We start from the raw sequence: 23019 nt of genomic DNA, 5'->3' as shown, positions 1-23019 counted from the left end.
TGAATACAATGAAAATGAAGAAAATAATTTCAATGGTTGTACTGGCCCTCAGTGTGACCGGCACGGCACTGGCTTATAACCAGGCTGATGTAAATCAGCTGCTTACCACGAAATCCTGCCCGGGCGGTAACCTGCGCGGTGCGATGCTGCGAAACGAGGACTTGACAGACGCCAATCTTGCCGGAGCGGATTTGAGTTATGCCAACCTTTCCGGGGCGGTACTCGAGAACGCAAACCTGGAAGGTGCTACGCTCGAAAAAGCCAACCTGCGCAGGGCTTACCTGGTGAGAGCGGATCTGGATCAGGCAAATCTGGAGGGAGCCAACCTTTCCCATGCCATCATGAACCGCAGCTCCATGACGGGTATTCACGGTTACCGTTCCAATTTTGCCCACGCCTATCTTACGTTCGCAAACCTTTATACGGCGGATCTCCGTGAAAGCAACTTTGACTATGCCAACGCGTCCATGGCAAACTTCTATTCTGCCAACCTGGCACGCAGCTGGTTCTTTAATACGGAAATGCGCGGTGCCAACTTAAGTTCGGCCAACCTGTACGATGTCCGCATGCGCAGTGCCAACCTTGTGGAAGTAAATTTCCGCAATGCCAACCTCACGAGTGCCACGCTGGAATCGGCTGACCTCACCAAGGCTGAACTCACAAACGCCAACCTTGATGATGCGAACCTGCACGGTGCCGTTCTGGAAAATACCAAATTCAGTTCTGAAGAATTGGAGAGCGTCTATAAGAAGTAACCGGCAGCCAGTGCTGTTGCCCGCTTTTTGATGTAAAAAACAGGATTACCGCAAAAATGCGGCAATCCTGTTTTTATTTTATTCCGGGCTCCGAGCGTACCTTTCTCAAAAACTAAGCCAGCTGCTAACGGCTATCTGCCAACTGCCTCAGAGAACATGAATTTTTTTACACATAATCCAGCAGTTCTTCCGGTGCATGAATAACGAATTTGGCCCCGAGTTTTTCCACCACGTCCGGATCACGGAAGCCCCACGTAACAAGGATACAGTCCATACCCACATTGTCTGCGGTTGCCTTATCGACTTCGGAATCACCGACGTAGACTGCTTCCTCTGCGGAAACGCCCAGTTTTTCGAGAGCCGCGTTCACCATATCCGGTGCCGGTTTGCGCCTCATAGCCCCATTTTGTCCGATGACCACGGAAATCTGCGGGAAAAATTCCTGTTTCAGTGCCATCACGGCGGCCTCGTTTTTATTGGATACGACCGCGGTCAGGCGTCCCTTTTGCTTCAAAGTCTCCAGCACTTCCGCAATGCCGTCATACGGCTTTGTAGCAATATGGCAATGTTCGGTATAGAATGCTTTAAAATCCTGGAAAACGCTTTGGAACTCTTGCTCCGAAATTCCCTTTGGCAAGGCCAGACGGCAGAGCCGTTCAATCCCGTTTCCCAGGAATGCGCGGATCTGCTTTTGAGGCTGTGCCTCGTAGCCGTGTTTTGTCAGTACATAATTGACCGCATTGGCAAGGTCCGTCAGGGTGTTGAGCAGCGTCCCATCTAAATCAAAAATCACCGCTTTATAAGTAGGCATATCCTATCTCCTCTGATTTCCTATATTTTCACAACAAGGATATTATAAAACAAAGAAGGATGCGTGACCAGAGAATCATATCACTAACCCTGAATTACAGAATCAGCGTTATCTTTTCCACAGATGGTTCACTTTCTTTTTATTTTCTTCTTCCCCACCATCTCTTTCATTTATGCTATAATATAGTGTACTTCCAAAAAAGGAGCGATGACTATGAAATTATTGCGTTCTCTGGCCGTGGCAGCCGCCCTCGTCATGGCACTGGGCAGCACCGTCCTGGCGTCCCCCGAAAATCCTACGACGGATGAAGTCATGAAAGCTTACAATCATGCTGTCACTGTATATGAATGGTTTGAACATGACCCCCTGCCTACCGATGGCAAGCAGCGTCTCGACAGTGGTTACATGCTGTACTACTCCGTATCTGACCCAAAGATTCAAACAATGGCAGATTTGAAAAAAGAAGTCCATGACACATTCACGGATTCCCTTTCCAGTTTTATCATCAGTGAAAACAAAATGTATCGTCAGAGCGAGAAACAACTTTATGTAGCTCCGACCCCCAAGAGAAAGGATCCTAAAAAAGGAACTTCTACGCTTACCATCAAGAAAATCAACAAAGATAAATTTGTGGTAACGGCCGAAACACCCATTTATACGGACTCCTCTCATAAGACGCTGGCGAAAACCCAGACCGTCGAATTTCCGTACGTCCGCACGGCCAAAGGCTGGCGTTTCAGCTACTTTGAAAGCCTTCTGTAAGGGATTTATCTTTCAAAAAACAAATGATAAAAGCTGTCGCTTTTCAGGCGGCAGCTTTTTTTGTACCTATCGGACCTCAATTTTTATTTTTCTTTTTCTTCTTTTTCAAACTCAGCAGCGGCATCCTTCAAAAGGTTCCGAATCGGCAGATGCTGCGGGCACACTTTTTCACAACCGCCGCAGCGGACACAGTCACTGGCTTTGCCGTGTCCGTGTGTCAGAACAGAGTTGTAGTAAAAGTCAGCGTTCCAGTTATGAAATGCCTTTTTGGAATTGTACGCTGCAAAAATATCCGGAATCAAGATACCTTTCGGGCAATGGTTTTCTTCAATGCAGTAATGGCAGGACGTGCAGGGAATCACGTCAAGACCGCGGAAGACCTTGACCACTTGATCAATAGCCGCTTTTTCCTCCGCATCGAGCGGCTGGAAATTCTGCATATACGAAAGGTTATCCTGCATTTGTTTGAGATTACTCATACCGGACAGCACCATGCGAATGCCTTCAAATCCTGCGGCAAAGCGGATAGCGTAGCTGGCATTGGACATCTTCCGGCCGCGTTTGGCGTTTAGCGCATCCAGTGCAGCCTGTGCTTTTTCCGGAAGTCTGACAAGACTGCCGCCCTTTACCGGTTCCATGACGATGACCGGTTTGTGGAATTTACGGCAAACTTCATAGACACGGCGGCTCTCTACCGAAAGATTGTCATAATCTATATAGTTGAACTGGATCTGCACGAATTCCACGTCAGGATGATCTGTCAGAATCCGTTCGAGCATTTCCGGTTTATCGTGAAAGGACAGTCCGACATGACGAATCTTTCCTTCACGCTTCAGGGCGAAGGCCGTTTCGTAAGCATGGCAGCGCTGAAATTTATCGTAATTTTCCGCCCCCTGGGCATGCATCAGATAAAAATCAAAATAGTTGACACCGCACCATTTCAGTTGATTTTCAAAAAACGGACGAATATCTTCTTCCTTTTGAAAGTACGGTTCCGTAAGCTTATCGGCAAGCAGATACTTTTCCCGCGGATAACGACTAGTCAGGCACTCCCGTACAGCAAGTTCCGAAAGCCCGTTCAGATAAGGATGAGCCGTGTCAAAATAATTAAATCCCTTCTCCAGGAAAAGATCGACCATCGCCTTTGTTTCTTCGATATTGACCTTTCCATCCTTCAGCGGCAGACGCATGCAGCCAAAGCCCAGGAATTTTTTCATTTCAGGAAACGAATTATCCATAGCTGATTCCCTCCTTCAATCATATCATTTCTATTGTACATGCATATTGAAGAAAAGAGAAATACCTTAACTGAATCATAACTGTCCCTGAAAAGGACAGTATGTTTAATGGCGAAAAAACAGAGGCCGTGAGAAAACGAATTCATTATCTCACGACCCCTGTTTTGCTTTCCGCAACCCGCAGTCAGCATTCCGCCACTGGAAATAAAATTGCTGCAGCAATTTTGTCTTAAACTTATTAAAGCGGACTCCTGAATTCAGGCCAACTGCTGTTCTATCTTGGCAAGCAGTGCCGGCAGTTCGGTCATATCTTTGATCACATAATCGGCACCGGCTTCCAGGAATGTCTTCTTAGCTTCGGCACGAATTGCATCCAATTCCTGCTCACTCCGGGATTTGAAGCCTTCTTCGCTAAGGCCCATGACGGAACTGCCGTCTACGACGCCGACGCTCCACACCCCGGCCGCCTTGCCTTCCCGGATATCCGCTACCGTATCTCCCACTTTCACGACGCTGCGGACATTATCGAGGCCCAGTACTTCCATATTATGGAAAATCATGTAGGGATAAGGCCGTCCCTTGCCGCCCACCGCATCAGGTGTCAGATAAAAATCAGGCTTGTAGCCTGCCGCTTCGGCAGCCGGCACGACAATTTCCATCATCTTATCCGTATACCCGGTCGTCGATCCGATTTTGTATCCATGACTCCGCAGATAAGCCACCGTCTCCAGAACGCCCGGTTTCACTTTGGCACTTTCTTTCAGGGCTCCCAAAAGTCTTTTCTCGAAGTCAGTGTAAATTTTTTCGATATCCTTATCATTTGAAGGCTTCCCAAAATTTCCACGCCAGGCATCGGCAATCCGTTCCATCCCGAGCATCGTCCGGATATGATCCCGTTTCAAAAGACCCATAGGCTTCCGCGTCTCTGCTTCGGTGACTACAATGCCCTGATCGGCAAAACTATCCATAAAAGCACGGACCGGTGCCATGCAGCCAAAGTCAATCGTCGTTCCTGCCCAGTCAAAAATAACCCCTTGAATTTTCACGTCAGCGCACCTTCTTCATGTATTCTTCGAAAATCGCCAGAATCTTATTCACATCGTCCTCGTAGATTTCCCCGATATTGCCGAGGCGGAATGTGTCGCGTTCCGTCAGCTTGCCGGGATAAATGACGTAGCCATGATCTTTAAGGAACTGATACATATCTTTAAAAACAAATTTCGTGTGTTCCGGATAGAAGAACGTCGTAATAATAGGTCCCTGCCACTTTTCTGAAATATATGCCGTAAAGCCCAAAGCTTCCATCCCTTTGCGAAGCAAGTGGTTCATGCGCGTGTAGCGGGCATTGCGGGCAGGAATCCCGCCTTCTGCCTTTAGTTCCTTCAAAGCCTGATGAAAAGCGGCCGCTACGTGCGTCGGAGAAGTAAAGCGCCACTTCCCGCCGTCTTTTTCCATCGTATTCCACTGATCGTACAAATCAAGGGACAGGCTGCGGGCTATACCCTTCGTCTGCTTCAGTTCTTCCGTCCGGGCGATGATGAAGGAGAATCCCGGCACACCCTGGATACACTTGTTGGCACTGCTCACAAGGTAGGTAATGCCCAGTCCGGGAACGTCGATGTCTACGCCGCCAAAGCTGCTCATGGCGTCTACTATCAGTTTTTTCCCATGTTTCATGGCGACGTCTGCAATTGCGGGTAAGTCATTCAGGATACCCGTTGTCGTTTCGCTGTGAACCATGGCAATATGCGTAATAGCCGGATCCTTGGCCAGCATCGCTTCCGTATCGGCCGCGCTGGGCACTTTATCATACGGTACAGGCATGGCTGTATACGGGATGTGGTGATATTCACATATAGAGCACATGCGTTTCGAATAAGCGCCGTTGACCAGAATCAGAACTTTTTCCGTATTCCGGATGACACTCGAGAGGACCGATTCTACCCCAAACGTACCGCTCCCCTGCATGAGTACAGTCGTGTACTCACTGGGATCAGCATGAGCCAGATTCAAAAGTTCATGCCGTATTTCCTGCGTCATCTTTTTATAGTCCTCGTCCCAGGTGCACATATCGACGAGCATCCGTTCCTTGACCGTTTCCGTCGTCGTAAGCGGCCCCGGCGTCAGGAGTTTATAAATATTTCTATCCATGCTGCATACCCTCACTTCTTAATCAAGTCTTGATGTTTTTTCAAAAGTTCTACCGTCAGTTTTTCTTTGAACTGTTTCGGATAAGCCGGTTTGAAGGAAGGATCAACGCCTTCTCCTTCGTAAAGAGCCATCGGGTAATATTTCAGCAGTTCTTTACGGGCATTTTTAATCAGGCATTCAGCCATCTTCATTGCCATTTCCTGCTTCTTCGCATTTCCCTTATTCAGTACGGCTACGCCTTCCGTCAGGAAGAAGTTACCTTCTTTAGGATCAATGACTTTAATAGGGAGCCCTTTTTGCTGCTCCATCAAACCCTGATGACGCAGACCGAATCCTACGGCCACTTCCCCGGCCTTGACTTTCTTCAGTGGCCCGGAGCCGGATTTTTCCAGGTGAGGACCGGCATTGGCTTCAAGCTGCTTCATGATTTGGGCACCTTCCTTTTCTCCGTAGGCGTCGAACACAGCCTGTGCCAGAAGCCAGGAAGTTGAAGACCCCATGATATCCGGGATGGAAATCTTATCCTTGTAAATTGGTTTCGTCAAATCCTTGATAGACGTCGGCATGGGTAAATTTTCCTTCTTCATGACTTCGGTATTCACAAAGATGGACCCGAATTGGCCTGTCGTCGGGCGGTAATAAAACGGTGTTTCCTGCAGCGGTTTCGGATCTTTAAAGGTAATATCCGCGAACATATGGTGCTGCTGCTGGACGGAATCAATGTAAAACGTACTCATGGTAATCATATCGGCTTCGAGGTTCTTTCCTTCGGCAATCAGCTTGCCGCCCAATTCGGACGTACCAAACGTCTGCATGATGTACTTGCCTTCAAAGCCGTGATTATCCAGAGCATGTTTAAATGCGTCTTGTGCTTCCGGGTCAGCATTGGTATAAATGACTACCTTATCGTCCCCGCTCTGCTGCGTACCGCTGCCGCCGCAGCCAGACAGGCCCAGAGCTGCCGAAAGCATCAGGCAGCCTGCCAACAAACATGAATACCATTTTTTCTTCATCAGAATACCTCCTCAATTGTTGGATGGAATAGTATGCACGGCTGCACGAACCTATTCCCTCAGGATTTATATTCAGTCGGCATCGCCGAACCTTGACCGGAACCAACCACAGAGCCGATATCGACTCCGCGGCGCCCTCTCAGGGCATGCCACTTCATCTTCAGCCGGAAGAGCGTTTCCTTTTTGGAAAGCCAGTCCAGCAGGTTCTTACCCACACAGTTGGTAAGGAAAATGAGCAGCGACAGAACGAAGACTTCATCATATTTTTCAAAGTACTGTGCCTGCGTAATCTTGGTCGTCATGACCATCGTGTGAGCCCCCGTGACGAAGATGATAGCACTGATGGTCACCATGGCCTGGACGAAGATATAACCCAGCATCTGAAAAATTGTCGGCAGCGTATTCGGTATTACGATACGGCAAATGGTCTTCCGCCAGGAATCTCCCATCAATGCCCCGGTTGTCTCCCAGGATGGATTTATCTTGGAAAGTGAGGACTGGATCATCATGTACGGCGTCGTGAAACCGCGTACCGAGTTCAGCATAATAATGATGAAAAAGGTGTTTTGGATAGGTGTGCCGCGAAAAGTGAACAGATAAGCGATACCGAGTACCATGCCCGGAATCGTATTCGTGACTGCCGCACAGGCATCCATCAGTATTTTGCAAATGGCAGGCAGATGCGAGCGCGTGTTAACGAGCGCTCCCATGTAGGCGAGCACTGCAGCACATACAGCCGTTGCGACGGCTACCATGACGGAGTTCATGTAAACTGTACGAACCGACTGATCACCCAGGACGTGGCGCAGCGTATCCAGCGTGAATTCAATCTGGTACGGCCAGCTTTTGATAAACGGCACAATGAACATAATCGCGAAGAGTGAAACAATGAGCAGCATGACGCCTATATAGAGGCAGGCAAAGATTCCATCGCGTGTCTTGTTTTCCAGCGGTTCAAAAGTGCTGATCTTGCTGTAATGGAAATTGAACCGCTCTGCAAACCGCATCATGGCAAGCGCGGCAATGGAAGGAATAAGCATAATCATGGCAATAGCCGAACCGGAACGAAAATCCGGTACAGAGCCCATCATGACAAGATAAAGCTGTGTTGCCACGACATCATACTTGCCGCCAATAGACGCCGGAATCCCAAAGTCGGTAAAGGAAAGGAAGAAGGACAGTATAAAAGCACACGTAATCGTACCAATCATGGGACGCACTGCTGTCGTATAAAACGACCGAAACCAGTGATCACCCATGAGTTCCGAAACTACAATAAAATGCTTGTCGACATAGGCGAAGGCTGTATAAATCAGGATGAATGCCGGCGGCAGTGTGTAAACAATGTACGCGATGAGCAGCCCCCAGAATCCATAAATCGGAAAAAGTGTATGCCCGAGGAGCCGCGTAATCAGTCCCTGCTTGCCCAGTGAATAAATCACGGCGAACCCGTAAGTCAGCGTCGGCAGGAACATTGGCAGCATAATGAAAAGCTGTGCCGTTTTCTTAAACTTCCCCGGCAATTTCGTAAAATAAAATCCATAAGCGAGGAAAAATGCAAGAATGACTGTAATCAGGGCATCCAGCCCGGAAACAGTAAAGCTGTGGCGCAGTGCCGTCATAAACTTAGCATCATGCAGGATAGCGGCATAGTTGGCCAGGCCCAATCCCCCGCCTGCTTCCATAAAAGAACGGCTGAACAAGATGACAACGGGCAGCAATACCGCCGCAGCAAATACAAAACAAACAATACCGAAAAGTATTTTTAACTCTGAATTTCCCTGTTCCATGAAGCACCTTCCTGACTATCTTAGGCGAAAAGACGTACAATATTGCCGCGTTTGATTTCAAGCTGGGAAAGAATAAATCTCTTAACAAACTCATTCCCCGGCTGGTGAATAATTTCACTCGGCGTCGCGAAACGGGCGATTTTTCCCTGATTCAGGATAAGCACCCGGTCAGACATCGTCAAAGCTTCCTCCGGATCGTGCGTGACGATAATGGTTGTCAGATGGTACTGGTCAGCAATCTGCCGGATTTTTGCCTTGATTGATTCCTTGATGACCCCGTCAAGCGCGCTGAGCGGCTCATCAAGAAGCAGGATCTTCGGTTTCATTACCAGCGTTCTGGCAAGGGCCACACGCTGTTTCTGGCCGCCCGAAAGCTGGTCGGGATATTGATTCAGGTGGTCCTGCAGGTCCAGCAGGATAATCAAGTTTTTAACTTCTTCCTTAGAGGAAATATTCGGATAGTTACGCAGTCCGTACACGATATTTTCATACGCCGTCAGATTCGGAAAGAGGGCATAATCCTGGAATACGATGTTGAAGCCCCTTTTCTTCATCGGCACCGTACTGACATCCTTGCCATCGCAGATAATTTTTCCGCCAGTCAAAGGGGTAATGCCGAGAATACAGTTCAGCAGCGTCGTCTTGCCTCCGCCGGAAGGTCCTAAAATAGAAATAATTTCCCCATCCTTAATGACAAGGGAAATATCGTTTAAAATCACTTTTTCATCGTATTTTTTTACAATATGCTGCAGCTCAAGCACGTAAAACCTCTCCTTTCAATTACGTGAGACTATGAAAAGCGATGCTTATTAAATCGGCTACAGTGTACTGAAACCATGTAAAAAGGATTCAAAAAAGCAGTAAAGGTTTTGTAATTTACTTATTATTTACGAATGATTACAAATTTTAATAATTATAAAAAAAGACTGTGAAACAATGCATGTGCACTATTTCACAGCCTTTTTTTCCGCTTTCCGCAGCCTGCCGTCCGCATCCCGCCCGTAGAAGAAAAATAACCAAGGTATTTTTCTTTGAACTTATAAAAATAAAACCTGAAATTTAGATTAACTGCTAAATTTCAGGTTTTATATTATATTTCACTTGAATCAAAAGCTTTAACACACTGTCGCAGACGTGGCTAAATGCCATAAGCCAAAAGCACTTTTTATTATTTCACAGCCTCATACCCGGTTGACCTGCGGCCCGCGGCCCGCGTCTTATAAAAAGGGGCTGTCGCAAGTGACCGATTTTTAATCCCTGAAATAACTTGCTAAAGACCCCAAATTGCCTTACTTTTTAGTTGAATATGTTTTGAGATGAAAAAAGGGCGCACGAAATTAAGCAACTCTAAGTTGCTTTTTTTCGTGCGCTCTTTTTGTATCTTTTAGGCCTCTTTTTTCAGCGGATATAAGTGCAAATCCTCTTTGCCGTCTTGAACTTTGTGATGGACCTTCAGGACATTCCGTGCCATGGCACATATTCCCACTGTTACCAGGGCATTTCCTTTGCCTCGGGTTTCTAGTCTTCTGACGTTTAATGAATCCTTGAGATCCGCAAAGGCTCCTTCTGCCTGTATACTGCGGTTCATCCTCAGTTCCTTACCATATTCGGAAGTAATGTTCTTCAGGGATTCTGCCCTCAATGCAGCAAAATTCTTCGAGACCACTAATTTCTTGTTTCTTTTCTCCATGGGTGTCCTGCAATTGTTCCCATGGATGCACTGTTCCTTGTAGGGACAACCGCTGCAGTCCTTACATTCGTAATATGTTTTCTCTGACACATATCCTGACCGGTTCTTTACCTGGGTTACTTTACTGACTTTCAGCAGTCTCCTACCTTTACAGATATACATGTCTTGATCAGGCAAATATGTCATGTTTTCTGCTTTGCCGATGTCGTTCTTATACTTTTTCCTCTTGCTTCTTTCATAATTGTTAGGCTTGATATATGAAGTATACTGATTCTTCTTCAGCCAGACCAAGTTCTCTTCGCTTTCATAGCCTGCATCGGCTACAATGTTTGCAAATTTCTGACCGAAGTGGGCTTCAAATCCTTCAAGAAAAGGAATGAGTGTCCGCATATCTGTTGGATGTGCACTCACATCTGCAAACAAGGTAAAACCGGAATTGTTGGCATATTGGACATTGTATCCCGGCTTTAAGGCGCCATTAAGCATGGCGTCTTCTTTCATCCTCATAAAGGTAGCATCCGGGTCTGTTTTGGCAAAGCTGTTCCGTTCCCCACAGATGTGAAGCTGCTTCGTATACACCTTAAGCCGTTTGAGATAGTTAGCTAAAATCTCATAGTACTTCTGTAGAATGGTCTTTCTTTTCCCACATCCGTGAACAAACTCGATCCCTTCAGCCCGCTTTATGACAAGCAGTTTTTTTAGGAGCTTCTTTAAATGACGGATGTGGAAAGTGTTTCCGTAACAGACCTTGATTCCGAAACGTTCCTCGATTTCGGGAACCAGTTGCTCCAGTTTCTCTATGAGTTTGTTCTGGCTGCCTAAGACTCTGTTTTTCCAAACAAATTTGTATTTGTTTGCCACAGATTCAATTTTTGTCCCATCGATGAACAGGCTATCCAGCGTGATGAAACCGCGAGCCAGCAGCCATTTATCCATCTGAATCATGAGCTCCTTGATACATGGTTTTAGATGGAGGGAACAAAATCTTGCAATGGTTGCATTATCCGGAGCTTTTTTCCCATCTAAGAGGAACATGAAATGAGTGTCTCTTTTACAGGATTGCTCTATCTTACGCGAACCACGAATTCCTTCCATACATGCATAAATGACGATCTCCAGCAGCTGAATTGGTGACGTTAATTTATTCTCGACATGAGAATACGTGTCATACAATGCCTTTACATCCATCCCTTCTACCATGGCACGCACCAAGCGAACAGGATCGTCATTAGGGATTTGTACTTCAAAATTTAGAGGAAGAAAAAGTTGATAAGAACTGCCAATTTTTGTATAATCCTTTTGTGTAGGTTTGTTTTTTGGCATATTTAAATTCTACACCAAGGCGCGGTCTCATTCAATGAGGCCGCGCCTTGCTTTTACCTTGTTTTTGATACAAAAGGGGCCGTCGCAAAATGCGACAGCCCCTTTTTATAAGTTTACCTGTAATCACATTTTTGGCACTGCGTCATGACACATTCGCTGTCATCTTTATAGAAAATTCCGGCCCAGCGGCAGATGCTCTGCAAAATCGGGACTACGGACTTTCCTTTCTCCGTCAGCGAATATTCCACGCGGGGCGGGATTTCATCATAACTATGCCGTTCCACCATGCCGCTTGTGATAAGTTCCTTCAGGGTGGCAGCCAGGACGGCGTCAGTAATATTGCACATTTCCTTGCGAATACCGCTGTAGCGGAGCGTTTTCTGCGCCGCCAGTACGCATATTATGCGGGATTTCCATTTTCCGCCGAAAATTTCAAGCCCGTATTCCAGAGGGCAGCGAATATCTGCTTCCAGTTTCTTGTGATACATGAACCGTCCTCCTTTCTCCCCTATTGTACTCAAAAGAGCCGTACTTGAAAAGCAGCAGGCAGTCAATCAGAGTTCTTTCTTGTTGTCAGCGCCCGGCGTGGTCACGATGACTCTTTCCGGTGTGATGATAAGAGCGCCTTTCGCGGTAGCGGCACCTTTAAACATATCTTCTACCATTTTCTTGAAGGTATTCACAAGGTCGCCTTCCGTCACGTATTCTGCCTTGCCTTTGATCTGATAGCCTTCAAAGGTCTTCGGGTTATATGCGGAAATAGCGATTCGTCCGTTATTGGCTTTAATGTTTGCCAGGGTCGTTTGCAGGAAAACATCCCCTACTACCAGTTTACCATCGTCAGTTACATCCTTAAAGGCAACAGGAACCACGTTCGGTTCGCCATCAGCGCAGGTAGCAAGATCCCACATGCTCTCTTTCAGTAAATTGATAACCTTTTCATTCAGCATTTTAGTCCCTCCTGATCATACATGCAATCATAACCGAGCGGTATCCATTACCGTTCTTTCTTACGCACTCATTATAGGAAAGTGGCACGAATGAAACAATATATTAAGAAATTAATGAGAAACTAATAAATTTAATAGTGTAGAAAACATGCGGGTTGGGACCACCCCTCAATGAGGAAGTAATAAACTGCCGGCGGAGCATTACAAAATATGCGCCATAGCTTCAAAGCATTATACTTTTTCCTGCATATAAAAAAACTGCCCGGAATGAAATCATTCCAGGCAGTTTGAAGAAACAAGCTTATTTTGCAGTGTTCTTCATGTTTTCTGCGAAGATAGCATCGCTTGCGCAGACAGCTACTACGTCAACGATATCCTTAGCGGAGCAGCCGCGGGACAGGTCAAGAACCGGTTTAGCCAGGCCCTGAACCAGAGGACCAAGGCAGGTAGCGCCGCTGAAGCGTTCAACCAGCTTGTAGCCGATGTTGGCAGAAGCCAGGTTCGGGAATACGAGAACGTTAGCATGGCCGGCAACTTTGGAACCAGGAGCCTTTCTTTCGCCGACTTCAGGAACCAGAGCAGCATCTGCCTGCAGTTCGCCGTCGAAAGCAAAGTCTACGTTTCTTTCCTTCAGGATTTCGGTAGCAGCCTGAACCTTTTCAGGGCCTTCGCCGGAACCGGATCCCTTAGTGGAATAGGACAGCAGAGCAACCTTGACATCTTTGATGCCCAGGGTGTAGCGAGCACGGTTTGCGCAGCTTACTGCAATATCAGCCAGCTGTTCAGCAGTCGGGTCAATGATAACGCCGCAGTCGCCGAATACGAGCTTGCCGCCTTCGCCGAGGTTGGTGTTACTCAGAATAATGAAGCCGGAGCATACAGTCTTGTTGCCGGGACGTACGCCGATAACCTGCAGACCAGCTTTGATAACGTCTGCGGAAGTTCTCATGGAACCGGAAACGCAGCCGTCAGCATCGCCCATAGCAACCAGGCCGGCACCAAAGAACGTGGTGTCCTTCAGCATGATTTCGCGAGCTTTTTCCTTAGTCATGCCCTTCTTTTCTCTGCGTTTAGCAAAGTATTCGCACAGTTCATCCATGCGTTCATAAGTAGCAGGGTTAATGATCTGAATGCCTTCGAAGGAGACACCCAGTCTCTTAGCATCTCTGTCGAGTTCCTTGGGGTCACCCACCAGGATAATTTTGGCAAATCCTTCTCTAGCAACGGTAGCAGCTGCTTTCAGAGCTCTGTCGGAGTTATTTTCCGGCAGAACGATTCTCTTCTGCATCGGTTTTACACGGGATTTCAGATGATCGATAAAAGGCATTCCTAACCACTCCTATTTCTTTAAATTGGGTACAGGACACGACGTCCTGTTTCTAAGTCCACATTATATCACTTTTTACAATTTCTTGCTCCCCTTTACGGGAATTTTTCGTATATCTAATTTTCTGTGTATTTAACAACCGTATACTTTACAGTACTTTGACCTGACAGCTCTTCATCGTAGCCAGGGCAGCCTTGTGACTTTCCGGCGTTACACCGGCGCAGCAGGCACTATCAACAACAATAGGAACCTGCGGCAAAGCGGCCTTAATTAGAAGAACGTTGGAAACAACACAGATGTCTGTGCACAATCCAATCAGCTCGATTTCATCAATGGGCTGCTCATCATTCATATTTTTCAAGTCTTCCGCCAACTGAAATGAGCCGAACGTCTCTTTCAGATAAACCGGACAGTGTTTTTCTCGCTGCAGCTTTTCGAGCTGAGGAATGAGTTCCCATCCCTCACTTCCTTTGATGCAGTGCGGCACTGGAAGATTTTTTCCTTCCTGCGTCTCCAAATAGTTTTCACCATGTGTATCGAGCGTAAAAAAGATGCGCCCGTCAAAATTTTTGACGCATTCCACCACCTTCGGCACGATGGCCTGAGCTTCCTTTGTTCCCAGACTGCCATCAACAAAATCGTTCTGCATATCTACCACAATGAGCAAACGGTTTTTCATTGCAAAAACCTCCCAAAATCTTTTGGTATTAAGTATAGCATGGCGAAGGGCCGGTGCCTAGTGAAAAGAACAAGGCAGTTAGCCGCAGATAGCAGTTAGCTGCAGATGGCGGAAAAAGGAAGCCGAAAGCCGAGAACCGATAGTGGCCTTCGGCTTTCTCAAAACCGCATTTAGCATTTGGCTTTTGGCCCGGCCTTCGGCAGATTGGTAGAAATATAAAATATGCTCTTTTACAGAATACTGTTGCCAGAGAAATGCAGCAGTGTTCGGTTTCCTGTTATCGGGGTAACCCCCCACCGCGACGTGACCGCGATTGCAGTGCAATCGACAGTCACTGCGGTTCGCTCCTCTTATTTTTTTACGAAAAACAAGAGGGCTGGTGCTTTGATTTTTTCTTTTTATTTGTAAGGTAAGGTGAAGCCTTGGCTACCTTGGGACCTTCCTTCACGCCGCTGCACGGCATCGAAAGGGGAACCGCTTGCGGAGAATGGTAGCTTCTTTTATTTCCATTATCATAACCGCAAAATTTGTTTCCTTATTCAGCTCTTTTTATACATTGCATTATAGATATGTGCGTCAAAGAGCTCCAGATGCGCGAAAGGCAGGCTTGGAGCCCCCGAAGTCGTACAAAGAAACGTGTACCCTAATTTCATACCTCTTTTTTAATTTGTTTCTAACGAACTCTGCTGCAAGACAGCCGCAGATACGCGAAAGACCGGGTTGGGGCCCCGAAGTCGTACAAAGAAACGTACGTCAAGGGGCCACAACCCGGTCTGACAAAGTAGATGTGGCTGGATTCTGCAGAGGACGATAGAAACTTCCTTACAAAAAACTCTGGGTAAAACGGCGTCCGAGACCTGTCGAGGACACGCTTTGCCCAGGTGCATTTCTTCAGCACTATTGTGCCCTTAAAACTTCAATCTCATCTGGTGCCACACGACGTCCCCATGCGTCGATTCCGACACACCCTCATCCACAAAACCAAATTTCGCATAATAGTGGATCAGTTTATCTTTACAGGTCAGAACGACGCCTTTGCGGCCCTGCTTTTGAGCATCTTCGATAAAACGCTGCAGCACTCTGGCAGCGCAGCCTTTTTTCTGGTAAGCAGGGTCCGTATCGACCCCGAAAATCATCTGCCAGGCTCCCTTTTCGTTATGCATGGAAGCCTTCTCATACATCTCATCTGTCAAATCCGGTTCGTCCGTAACAAGGCCATTTACAAAAGAAACCAGGTGATTTCCGTCGAAAAGAAGATAGAAATGAGTCGGATAAACAGCTACACGGTCGCGTACGGAAGCCTCCGTTGCCGCTTCGGCGGCAGGGAAACACGTCCTTTCGAGTGCTGCAATCTGCGGCACATCTGTTTTCTCAGCACAGCGTAAATTCCACAAAAAGAATCCCTTTCTTTCCTGATAGTATCAGCCGATGAGTATATTGAAGAGCAGCATCATAAGCGGCATCGTCACCATACACAGCAGCATGCCGAGCGCGTTATAAGCGCCCGCCATAAAAGTATCTTTATTATACATGACAGCAAACTGAGCGATAATGTTTGCAGGCGGTGCCGTCACGGCAATCATGGCAATCTGAAAAATAAAAATGTCTTCCGGATGTGCCCTGGTATAACCCGTCAGGGCCAGGAGCAAAATGATAATCAGCGGATAAACAATCAGACGCCCCATACAGACCACATAAAGCTTGGCCGTCGTAAAAACCTTTTTGAGGTCCGTTCCCGCCATAATCATTCCAATAACAATCATGCTCGCCGGGCCAAGCATACTTCCCAAAAGATCCATGGTTGTTTCAATTAACACCGGCAGTTTAATCTGCAGGAAGAACAGCACGATACCGATAATGATGGAAAGGATATTGACATTTTTAATGACCCTTTTGAGATCCAGATTCGATGATTCCTGAATAATTGCTTTGCCATGGGTCCAGACAAAGCACGTCATGACCGCATTATAAGGTGCCGCATAAAAGAGGTATTCCTTCCCGAAAATCATTGCCACCAGCGGATAGACCAGATTGCCCGAGTTCGTATACATAAGCGTCAGTTCATCCACGCTCGTCAGCGGCACTTTCTTTTTGAGAAGAAAGTTCACAAAGATCCAGATCAGATTTACAGCCACTGCAAACCCGATGGCAAGAGCAAGTCCATGTACGTGCTGGTCATCAATGGGCAGCTGAAACGACTTGATAATGGCACAAGGCGTAAACACATAGAGGACGAGCGAAGAAAGCGGTTTGCAGTCTTCCTCTTTGAGAACGCCCAGCCGCACAATAGCAAAGCCGATGCCGCCTATCAATAAAAGTACAATCAACTCTTGAAAGAGCATATAAGCCATTTCCATGGTTCGTCTCCTCTGCTCTCAAGGCACTGTTTTTTCGGTAAAAAGCTCGCTGACGGTATCGCAGTACGCTTTCATACTGTTAAACAATGGTTTGTGACTGGCCATAACCTTTTTAGCAAGACGGCCGCCGTCAGCTGCCAGTGTCAAAGTGAGCGCTGCCAGAAACAACACGGTATCCTCATAAATTTGCGGGTTAGCCACGACATAACCGGCACTATGCGGATAGCCGTTCATGTAGTTGGCAAAAACCATCATGGCCGGCATGACGCTGTTAAGATCTCCCAGATCCTCGGAGCCGGCAACAGGGTCAGCCTTAGTGCCTCTTCCCCTGCCAAGCACTTCATCAGCTACGGACACTGCAATATCGTCGAATTCAGGAGTCGGACGGTATGGCAGGTATCCCGGCTGCTTTCGGATGACAGCCTTGCCTCCGAAAGCGTAGGCTCCTGCACCGACGGCCCGCTCAAACTTGGCATCGGCCGCATACACGGCTTCCATATTATTGGCGCGGCACTGGCATTCCATATGAGCCTCTTCAGGAATGACATTCGGCACTGAACCGGCTGAAGTCACGATAGGATGCACGCGGACACGGTCTTCATCGCGGAATGTTTCGCGCAGCCCGTTGAGGGCCGTCAGTGCCGTATTTACCATATAAAGTGCGTTGATTCCTTTTTCGGGGCTGCCGGCAGCATGGGCAGAGCGGCCCTTAAAGGTGACCGATTCCACCATGAAACCGTTATGGTTCCCGAATGCCGCAATCTTCCCATCATTACCGAACCCGGCATGCATTCCAATGACAAGATCGGCGTCATCAAAAGCGCCGCGGTACATAAGCTCCGGTTTACCCCCGAGAAAATGAAGCCGTCCCTTCTTGATTTCTCCAAGACGCCATTCCTGTTCAATGCATTCTTCGGCAGGTACTCCCATCAGCATGAGCCTGCCCCCGACTTTATCCATAAACCCGCCTTCTGCCAGCGTCAGGAAGGCTCCCATGGTCGTAGCCACCTGGATAAAATGGCCGCAGGCATGAGCCGCTCCTGTCTGCGGATTACAGAAAGGATGGTCACGGTTAATGAGCGCATCCATCTCCCCCATCAGCATGATAGAAGGGCCGGGCCTTCCTGTATCATACGTGCAGGTAAAACCCGTCACATCGGAAAACGTCTTTGCTTTAAAACCATGCTTTGCCAAAATTTCAACGCAGTGCGCCTGCGTTTCGTATTCCTTGAATCCGGTTTCCGGATGACGAAGCAGCCAGTCCGCATTTTCTTTAATCGCCGGCAAACGGTCACGGACAGCTTTTTTTAGTTCATTGATGATGGAAGCATCAAGTGCCATAACCATCCTTCCCTTCTTCATTTCATATAAAATCAATACCGCCCGAAAAACGGACGGTTTAATTCAGAACTATCCTCCAGGGATGTAACAGATGTATGTGTTTAGAAATAGGATAAACAATTTCCCTCTTCATTGCAAGTAATGAAAGAAAAAGAAAGTAAGTACGGCCTCGTACTGCCATTCATTTTGATTTGCAAAATTCAAGATTCTATACTATAATTCGCTCTGTACCCTCCAGCGAGGGACCATATGCGGATGTGGCGGAATTGGCAGACGCGCCAGACTTAGGATCTGGTGTCTTTGACGTGCAGGTTCAAGTCCTGTCATCCGCACCAGCGAAAAGAAGGGGCTGTGAAATGATGTAAGTGCATTATTTCACAGCCCCTTTTTCACGCTTTCCGCAGCCCGCTGTCCGCTTACCGCCCGTGGATGCAAAATGACCAAGGCATTTTGCTTTGAACTATAAAAATAAACCCTGAAATTTAAGTTGACTTCTAAATTTCAGGGTTTATATCATATTTTACTCGAGTCTAAAGCTTTAACACACCGTTGCAGACGAGGCTATATGCCATAGGCAAAAGCAAAATATGCTTTTTATCCCCCAGTAAAGAAATTTATTCATTATAGTTACGAGGATCAAGATTTTCCGGAATATGCTGATAACCCCAGTTACAGATAGCCTGAAGTACCGGCATCAGGGATTTCCCAAGATTGGAAAGATAGTACTCCACCTTGGGAGGAACGCCGGGGTATTCGTGACGCACGATAAGGCCGTCGCTTTCCAGATCTTTGAGTTTCGATGACAGCATCTTGTGCGTAACATTGCCCAAGTTCCTTTTCAATTCACTGTAGCGCAGGATGTCATTCTTCCATAACCAAAAGAGGATTTGCATCTTCCACTTCCCGCCAATCAGTGAAACCGCATAATTAAAGGGCACAATATTAATGGGGACCATCGCTTTATTTTCCTTACTCACTTTTTGGTTAGTATCTTTCATAATAGTGCGTTCTTCCTTTCTTTACCGTACTATTATATAATTCTCGCTGAATCAAAAGCAATGGAGGGATATCAACATGAAGGTATTAATGGTTAATGGAAGTTCCCATGTTCATGGCACAACGATGCGTGCCCTGGAAGAAATGATAAAGGTATTTGAGGCCGCCGGCGTAGAAACTGAAGTAATCCAATTAGGCGGAAAGCCCATTGCGGACTGCCTGCAGTGCAACCAGTGCCAGAAGACCGGCAAATGTGTATTCAATGACGGCGTCAACGAATTTATCAAGAAGGCTGAACAGGCAGACGGGTTTGTCTTTGCTACGCCTACGTATTTCGCTCATCCGAGCGGCAGAATCTTTGCCTTCCTTGACAGAGCTTTTTACGCAAGCTGCAAGGATGAAATCTACGATGCATTCAAGTTCAAGCCGGGTGCAGCCGTTGCTGTCGCACGCCGCGGCGGTACAACAGCTTCTCTCGATGCTCTGAACAAATATTTCGGTATTGCTCAGATGCCGGTTGCCGGGTCCACTTACTGGAACCAGGTGCATGGCCTTTTTGCAGATGAAGCCCCGCAGGATGAAGAAGGCATGCAGACCATGCGCAACCTCGCCCGCAACATGATTTGGATGATGCAGTGCTTCGAAGCCGGCAAGAAAGCCGGTGTTCCTTATCCTGCCACGGAAAATACTGCTGTCACCAATTTCATCAAAAGAAACGATAACCAGAAATAACAGGAGAGAATAAGGAAATGCCCGGAATCGATCATGTAGCCATCACCGTGCCCGATATCAATCAGGCCACACGATTCTTTGAAGATGTATTTCAGGCCAGGATTGTAATGGAAGGATTACAAGAAACAGAGCCGCCGTGGCATGGACCCGACGTGGAAACTGTTTTTGGTCTCTCTCCCAAAGGAAGAGTGACTGCAAGGCGTGTTCTCGGTCTTGGCAGCGGTGCTCATATTGAACTGTTTGCCTTTGACAACGTAAAACCTCGCACAGCAAGCCGTACCTATGACTATGGGCTGCAGCATGTGGCTATTCTCGTGGATGACCTGCAGGAAACAGCGTACCGATTCATGAAAGCAGGCGGCACCCTTTTTGCGGATCCAGACTACGTGGAAGATGTCAAACATGGCACCAGTCCACGAGCAGGCTGGCTCTATGGGAGAACCCCCTGGGGAACAGTCATTGAGATGGTGACATTCAGAGAAGGAAGATAGCAACGCTTAGAAAAGGTAAGCGATTGGCTAACCGGCGGCATTATTTGAATCGCTTGTCAGTTTGATAATAATAAAAAGAGTACCTTTCGACCTGTGAATCGAGAGGTACTCTTTTTATTTCCATTGACGCCATCTGCTTAAAAAGTAAAAATGGCGGTTAAATTCCTACTATTCTTCCTTCTTAATGAACAGCCCTGTATACCCGAAAATCAGGGCAAAAATCATACTTCCGTAGCACAATACTGCGTATGGCAAGTAAGAGACAGTCGGAACGCCCAGGGTATGGGCCATATATGTTCCTGCCACAGACCAGGGCACCAGGGGCACTGCACAGGTACCGGCGTCTTCCAGTGTCCGCGAAAGATTTTCTGAAGCCAGATGGAATTTTTTAAAGAGCGGCTGGAACATTTCGCCAGGAATCAGGATAGCTAAATAGGAACTGCCGGTAACGATACTCATAAAGAGCGTAGATCCCACAGTTGCAGCAATCAGGTTGCCCACAGAAGTAATGGAATCCTTTACCCGTTCCAGAACGACTTCGATGCAGCCAATCTTGCTGAAGATCCCGGCAAAGGCAAATGCACAAAATACCAGGAGCACCGTACCCATCATGCCCATCAATCCACCACGGTTCAAAAGCGTGTTAATAACCTTGATGGATTTTGCTCCCGCAGCGACGGTCGGCAGCATAGAAACATTAAATCCCTTTACAAATGCATTCAGTGCTGTTTTCAGCGTAAAGCCCTGGAAAATCATACCCAATGCAATTGCAATTACCGAAGATAAAAGCAGCATCGGAATCGTAGGTTTCTTGGTATAAGCGCCAAGGAAGACAACGATGGGCGGTATCAAAAGAACGGGACTCAGCTGATACAGGCTCTCCAAATTCGACAGCATGACAGTGACTTGTTCCGGACGTGCAACATTTTCAACTGAAATATTCATGCCTAAAATCGTATAGACAATAATGCAGCAAATGGAAGCAGCTCCCGTAGTATAAAGCATGTGCCGAATGTGCTTATAAAGAGTCGTGCCGGCAGCAATCGGCGCCAAAATCGTCGTATCAGACAGCGGAGATAATTTATCGCCAAAAACTGCACCGGAAATTACCGCACCTGCCGTGATATCAAGCGGTAAACCAAGGGCAATAGCAACACCCATAATGGCAACACCGGCCGTACCGGCGGAGCCAAAAGAGGTACCGGTAAAAGTAGAAATAATAGCAGTGACAAAAAATGCCGTTACAAAAAGATAATGCGGGTCGATAATTTTTATGCCATAGTAAATCAGCAAAGGAATCGTTCCGGAAACCATCCAGCTGGCAATCATGCCGCCGACGCACACCATAACAAAAAGGGAGCCGAGACTGCTGGAAATTCTCTCGCTGATACCATTAATCATATCTTCCCACGTGTATCCGAGCTTTTTTGCCACAAGCGCGGCAATAAAAGCTGCAGCAATCAAAAGTGCCTGAATGGGAAAGCCAAACTTCCCATAACCAATCCCCAACAAAAGAACCATGCCTACAAGCGGGATCATTGCCTCGCCAAAAGTCGGCTTACGCTTCATCATTACCCCTTCTTTCTCGTAATCGTCATTGCGCAGCCCTTGCCTTCCCCATCGGCAACCGTTGTCGGAAAATCAATTTCCACATTTGGAAAAGCTGCACAAATCGCATAATCACACTGTCCCAGCATATCACGGCAAAACATCTTGATTTCTTCAGGAGAAAGCCCCAGCTCCGTCAGTGCTTCTACGTGCGGACAATGATGGAAAATCTTTACAGCACGGTCATCCTCAAGTTCCGTAATTTCCTGCTCAAATACCTGCAGCCCGCCCCGCGAAGTCTGTCCCAGCAGAGCTTCCTTAGGGCCAATATTTTCCGCGCCATACTTAGCCGCGATTTTCTTGCCCTGGTACAGGCCAAAATCCCAGCTGCCTTCCCGGATGACTCTGTTCGCATCGACTTCAGGATAAAGTTCCTTTAATTTTTTCCAGATAAAATAAACCTGACGCGTCCTGTCTTTATACGCATCCAGCACTACCTGGCGAAATTCCTCCGGAGAAGCCGGCTCACTGACACGGCTCTTTTTCATGAACTCATCAATTTCCTCTTTACTCATTGCATTCTCCCCCTTTGCATTTTTAAGATAATCATTTGTTTCTATCAATAATACAGTATTTATATAAAAATTACAATTATTAAATTATATTTCGTTATTTACCATTACTTTGTACTATTATTAGAGATATGCACAATTTCGGTTTCTGTAACAAAGCCGAGCTTTATCGGCTGCATTTATCCCTCCTTCACAATCGATGCTGACACCAGAAAGAAGCCCATTTTTCTATTCATGAAAAATGCCTGAATACAGTAGTAGACTAATGGCCAAAACCTCCTAGAACTTTTTCAATACATTTCTGAACACTCCCTTTTTATTTCATAGTATTTTAGTAGAAATTATAGCACAGAAAATAAAAATGGCCGAATTATTAGTAGTTTAGTATGAGTTATTTTTTATAATTAAATAAAATGCTAAAAATGTTTCATGTAAAAATGGGTTTTTGCCATGGAAACATAGTCCGAGAATAAAAACTTACCTAAACTTAAAT

General features: G+C 46.8%; 22 protein-coding genes and 1 tRNA gene. 5 read left to right on the top strand and 18 right to left on the bottom strand.

All coding sequences use genetic code 11. From position 1 onward, the window contains the following. The first annotated feature begins 8 nt into the window (after positions 1–8). Entirely contained in the window at positions 9–755 is a 747-nt protein-coding gene (locus LKE33_06960; GenBank protein MCH3950656.1) for a pentapeptide repeat-containing protein, read from the top strand. Between the two features lie 166 nt (positions 756–921). On the opposite strand, the gene LKE33_06955 is transcribed toward LKE33_06960, so the two are convergent. Then, positions 922–1566, bottom strand: a complete 645-nt coding sequence (locus LKE33_06955; GenBank protein MCH3950655.1) for an HAD-IA family hydrolase — start codon at positions 1564–1566, stop codon at positions 922–924. A gap of 213 nt (positions 1567–1779) precedes the next feature. On the opposite strand from LKE33_06955, the gene LKE33_06950 reads away from it, so the two are divergent. Continuing rightward, on the top strand, positions 1780–2328 hold the full coding sequence (locus LKE33_06950) for a hypothetical protein (GenBank protein MCH3950654.1): 549 nt from the start codon (positions 1780–1782) through the stop codon (positions 2326–2328). Positions 2329–2411: 83 nt separating this feature from the next. Here the strand turns inward: LKE33_06950 and LKE33_06945 are convergent, their stop codons facing one another. The 14 genes from LKE33_06945 to LKE33_06880 form a co-directional block, all read right to left on the bottom strand. After that, positions 2412–3566: an aldo/keto reductase gene (locus LKE33_06945; protein MCH3950653.1), complete on the bottom strand. Its 1155-nt coding sequence runs from the start codon at positions 3564–3566 to the stop codon at positions 2412–2414. Positions 3567–3823: 257 nt separating this feature from the next. Further along, positions 3824–4612: a phosphonoacetaldehyde hydrolase gene (locus tag LKE33_06940; GenBank protein MCH3950652.1), complete on the bottom strand. Its 789-nt coding sequence runs from the start codon at positions 4610–4612 to the stop codon at positions 3824–3826. A gap of 1 nt (position 4613) precedes the next feature. Next, a complete protein-coding gene (phnW, locus tag LKE33_06935) occupies positions 4614–5717 on the bottom strand; it encodes a 2-aminoethylphosphonate--pyruvate transaminase (protein MCH3950651.1) in 1104 nt (367 codons plus the stop codon). A gap of 11 nt (positions 5718–5728) precedes the next feature. Beyond that, complete coding sequence (locus tag LKE33_06930; GenBank protein MCH3950650.1) at positions 5729–6730, bottom strand: extracellular solute-binding protein; 1002 nt, start codon at positions 6728–6730, stop codon at positions 5729–5731. Positions 6731–6789: 59 nt separating this feature from the next. Further along, positions 6790–8520 carry an ABC transporter permease subunit gene (locus LKE33_06925; GenBank protein MCH3950649.1) on the bottom strand — a complete coding sequence of 577 codons (1731 nt, stop codon included), beginning with the start codon at positions 8518–8520 and terminating at the stop codon, positions 6790–6792. Positions 8521–8540: 20 nt separating this feature from the next. Next, on the bottom strand, positions 8541–9281 hold the full coding sequence (locus LKE33_06920; protein ID MCH3950648.1) for an ABC transporter ATP-binding protein: 741 nt from the start codon (positions 9279–9281) through the stop codon (positions 8541–8543). Between the two features lie 623 nt (positions 9282–9904). After that, entirely contained in the window at positions 9905–11533 is a 1629-nt protein-coding gene (locus tag LKE33_06915) for an IS1182 family transposase (GenBank protein ID MCH3950647.1), read from the bottom strand. 113 nt (positions 11534–11646) lie between these two features. Next, positions 11647–12021, bottom strand: coding sequence for a helix-turn-helix transcriptional regulator (locus LKE33_06910; protein MCH3950646.1), 375 nt, complete (start codon positions 12019–12021; stop codon positions 11647–11649). Between the two features lie 66 nt (positions 12022–12087). Then, positions 12088–12483 carry a pyridoxamine 5'-phosphate oxidase family protein gene (locus LKE33_06905; GenBank protein MCH3950645.1) on the bottom strand — a complete coding sequence of 132 codons (396 nt, stop codon included), beginning with the start codon at positions 12481–12483 and terminating at the stop codon, positions 12088–12090. Positions 12484–12784: 301 nt separating this feature from the next. Next, a complete protein-coding gene (gene pta / locus LKE33_06900) occupies positions 12785–13810 on the bottom strand; it encodes a phosphate acetyltransferase (GenBank protein ID MCH3950644.1) in 1026 nt (341 codons plus the stop codon). Positions 13811–13958: 148 nt separating this feature from the next. Then, entirely contained in the window at positions 13959–14489 is a 531-nt protein-coding gene (locus LKE33_06895; GenBank protein MCH3950643.1) for a cysteine hydrolase, read from the bottom strand. A 908-nt stretch (positions 14490–15397) separates the two neighbouring features. Beyond that, on the bottom strand, positions 15398–15883 hold the full coding sequence (locus tag LKE33_06890) for a GNAT family N-acetyltransferase (protein MCH3950642.1): 486 nt from the start codon (positions 15881–15883) through the stop codon (positions 15398–15400). 27 nt (positions 15884–15910) lie between these two features. After that, a complete protein-coding gene (locus tag LKE33_06885; protein MCH3950641.1) occupies positions 15911–16846 on the bottom strand; it encodes an AEC family transporter in 936 nt (311 codons plus the stop codon). An 18-nt stretch (positions 16847–16864) separates the two neighbouring features. Then, positions 16865–18187 carry an amidohydrolase gene (locus tag LKE33_06880; protein ID MCH3950640.1) on the bottom strand — a complete coding sequence of 441 codons (1323 nt, stop codon included), beginning with the start codon at positions 18185–18187 and terminating at the stop codon, positions 16865–16867. Positions 18188–18438: 251 nt separating this feature from the next. Here LKE33_06880 and LKE33_06875 point away from each other — a divergent pair. After that, positions 18439–18522, top strand: a tRNA-Leu gene (locus tag LKE33_06875). 279 nt (positions 18523–18801) lie between these two features. Here the strand turns inward: LKE33_06875 and LKE33_06870 are convergent. Then, positions 18802–19185: a helix-turn-helix transcriptional regulator gene (locus tag LKE33_06870; GenBank protein MCH3950639.1), complete on the bottom strand. Its 384-nt coding sequence runs from the start codon at positions 19183–19185 to the stop codon at positions 18802–18804. Between the two features lie 76 nt (positions 19186–19261). Between LKE33_06870 and LKE33_06865 the strand changes: the two genes are divergently transcribed. Together LKE33_06865 and LKE33_06860 are read left to right on the top strand one after the other, a co-directional pair. After that, entirely contained in the window at positions 19262–19915 is a 654-nt protein-coding gene (locus LKE33_06865; protein MCH3950638.1) for a flavodoxin family protein, read from the top strand. 17 nt (positions 19916–19932) lie between these two features. Continuing rightward, on the top strand, positions 19933–20406 hold the full coding sequence (locus LKE33_06860; protein MCH3950637.1) for a VOC family protein: 474 nt from the start codon (positions 19933–19935) through the stop codon (positions 20404–20406). Positions 20407–20574: 168 nt separating this feature from the next. Here the strand turns inward: LKE33_06860 and nhaC are convergent, their stop codons facing one another. After that, on the bottom strand, positions 20575–21978 hold the full coding sequence (nhaC, locus tag LKE33_06855) for a Na+/H+ antiporter NhaC (protein MCH3950636.1): 1404 nt from the start codon (positions 21976–21978) through the stop codon (positions 20575–20577). Beyond that, the gene (locus tag LKE33_06850; GenBank protein MCH3950635.1) at positions 21978–22529 is read right to left on the bottom strand and encodes an L-2-amino-thiazoline-4-carboxylic acid hydrolase; all 552 of its coding nucleotides are present in this window, start codon (positions 22527–22529) and stop codon (positions 21978–21980) included. Before LKE33_06850 ends, nhaC begins: the two co-directional genes overlap by 1 nt. Positions 22530–23019: the final 490 nt, after the last annotated feature.

It is taken from the genome of Acidaminococcus sp., from assembly GCA_022482815.1.
Classification (GTDB): domain Bacteria; phylum Bacillota; class Negativicutes; order Acidaminococcales; family Acidaminococcaceae; genus Acidaminococcus.
Note: the sequence above shows the minus strand (reverse complement) of the source record. Positions and strands in the feature narration are given on the sequence as shown.

Coding starts and splice junctions, on each gene's coding strand:
- LKE33_06960 (MCH3950656.1), top strand. CDS start 9: ATGAAAATGAAGAAAATAATTTCAATGGTTGTACTGGCCCTCAGTGTG.
- LKE33_06955 (MCH3950655.1), bottom strand. CDS start 1,566: ATGCCTACTTATAAAGCGGTGATTTTTGATTTAGATGGGACGCTGCTC.
- LKE33_06950 (MCH3950654.1), top strand. CDS start 1,780: ATGAAATTATTGCGTTCTCTGGCCGTGGCAGCCGCCCTCGTCATGGCA.
- LKE33_06945 (MCH3950653.1), bottom strand. CDS start 3,566: ATGGATAATTCGTTTCCTGAAATGAAAAAATTCCTGGGCTTTGGCTGC.
- phnW (MCH3950651.1), bottom strand. CDS start 5,717: ATGGATAGAAATATTTATAAACTCCTGACGCCGGGGCCGCTTACGACG.
- LKE33_06930 (MCH3950650.1), bottom strand. CDS start 6,730: ATGAAGAAAAAATGGTATTCATGTTTGTTGGCAGGCTGCCTGATGCTT.
- LKE33_06925 (MCH3950649.1), bottom strand. CDS start 8,520: ATGGAACAGGGAAATTCAGAGTTAAAAATACTTTTCGGTATTGTTTGT.
- LKE33_06915 (MCH3950647.1), bottom strand. CDS start 11,533: ATGCCAAAAAACAAACCTACACAAAAGGATTATACAAAAATTGGCAGT.
- LKE33_06910 (MCH3950646.1), bottom strand. CDS start 12,021: ATGTATCACAAGAAACTGGAAGCAGATATTCGCTGCCCTCTGGAATAC.
- LKE33_06905 (MCH3950645.1), bottom strand. CDS start 12,483: ATGCTGAATGAAAAGGTTATCAATTTACTGAAAGAGAGCATGTGGGAT.
- pta (MCH3950644.1), bottom strand. CDS start 13,810: ATGCCTTTTATCGATCATCTGAAATCCCGTGTAAAACCGATGCAGAAG.
- LKE33_06895 (MCH3950643.1), bottom strand. CDS start 14,489: ATGAAAAACCGTTTGCTCATTGTGGTAGATATGCAGAACGATTTTGTT.
- LKE33_06885 (MCH3950641.1), bottom strand. CDS start 16,846: ATGGAAATGGCTTATATGCTCTTTCAAGAGTTGATTGTACTTTTATTG.
- LKE33_06880 (MCH3950640.1), bottom strand. CDS start 18,187: ATGGCACTTGATGCTTCCATCATCAATGAACTAAAAAAAGCTGTCCGT.
- LKE33_06870 (MCH3950639.1), bottom strand. CDS start 19,185: ATGAAAGATACTAACCAAAAAGTGAGTAAGGAAAATAAAGCGATGGTC.
- LKE33_06865 (MCH3950638.1), top strand. CDS start 19,262: ATGAAGGTATTAATGGTTAATGGAAGTTCCCATGTTCATGGCACAACG.
- LKE33_06860 (MCH3950637.1), top strand. CDS start 19,933: ATGCCCGGAATCGATCATGTAGCCATCACCGTGCCCGATATCAATCAG.
- nhaC (MCH3950636.1), bottom strand. CDS start 21,978: ATGATGAAGCGTAAGCCGACTTTTGGCGAGGCAATGATCCCGCTTGTA.
- LKE33_06850 (MCH3950635.1), bottom strand. CDS start 22,529: ATGAGTAAAGAGGAAATTGATGAGTTCATGAAAAAGAGCCGTGTCAGT.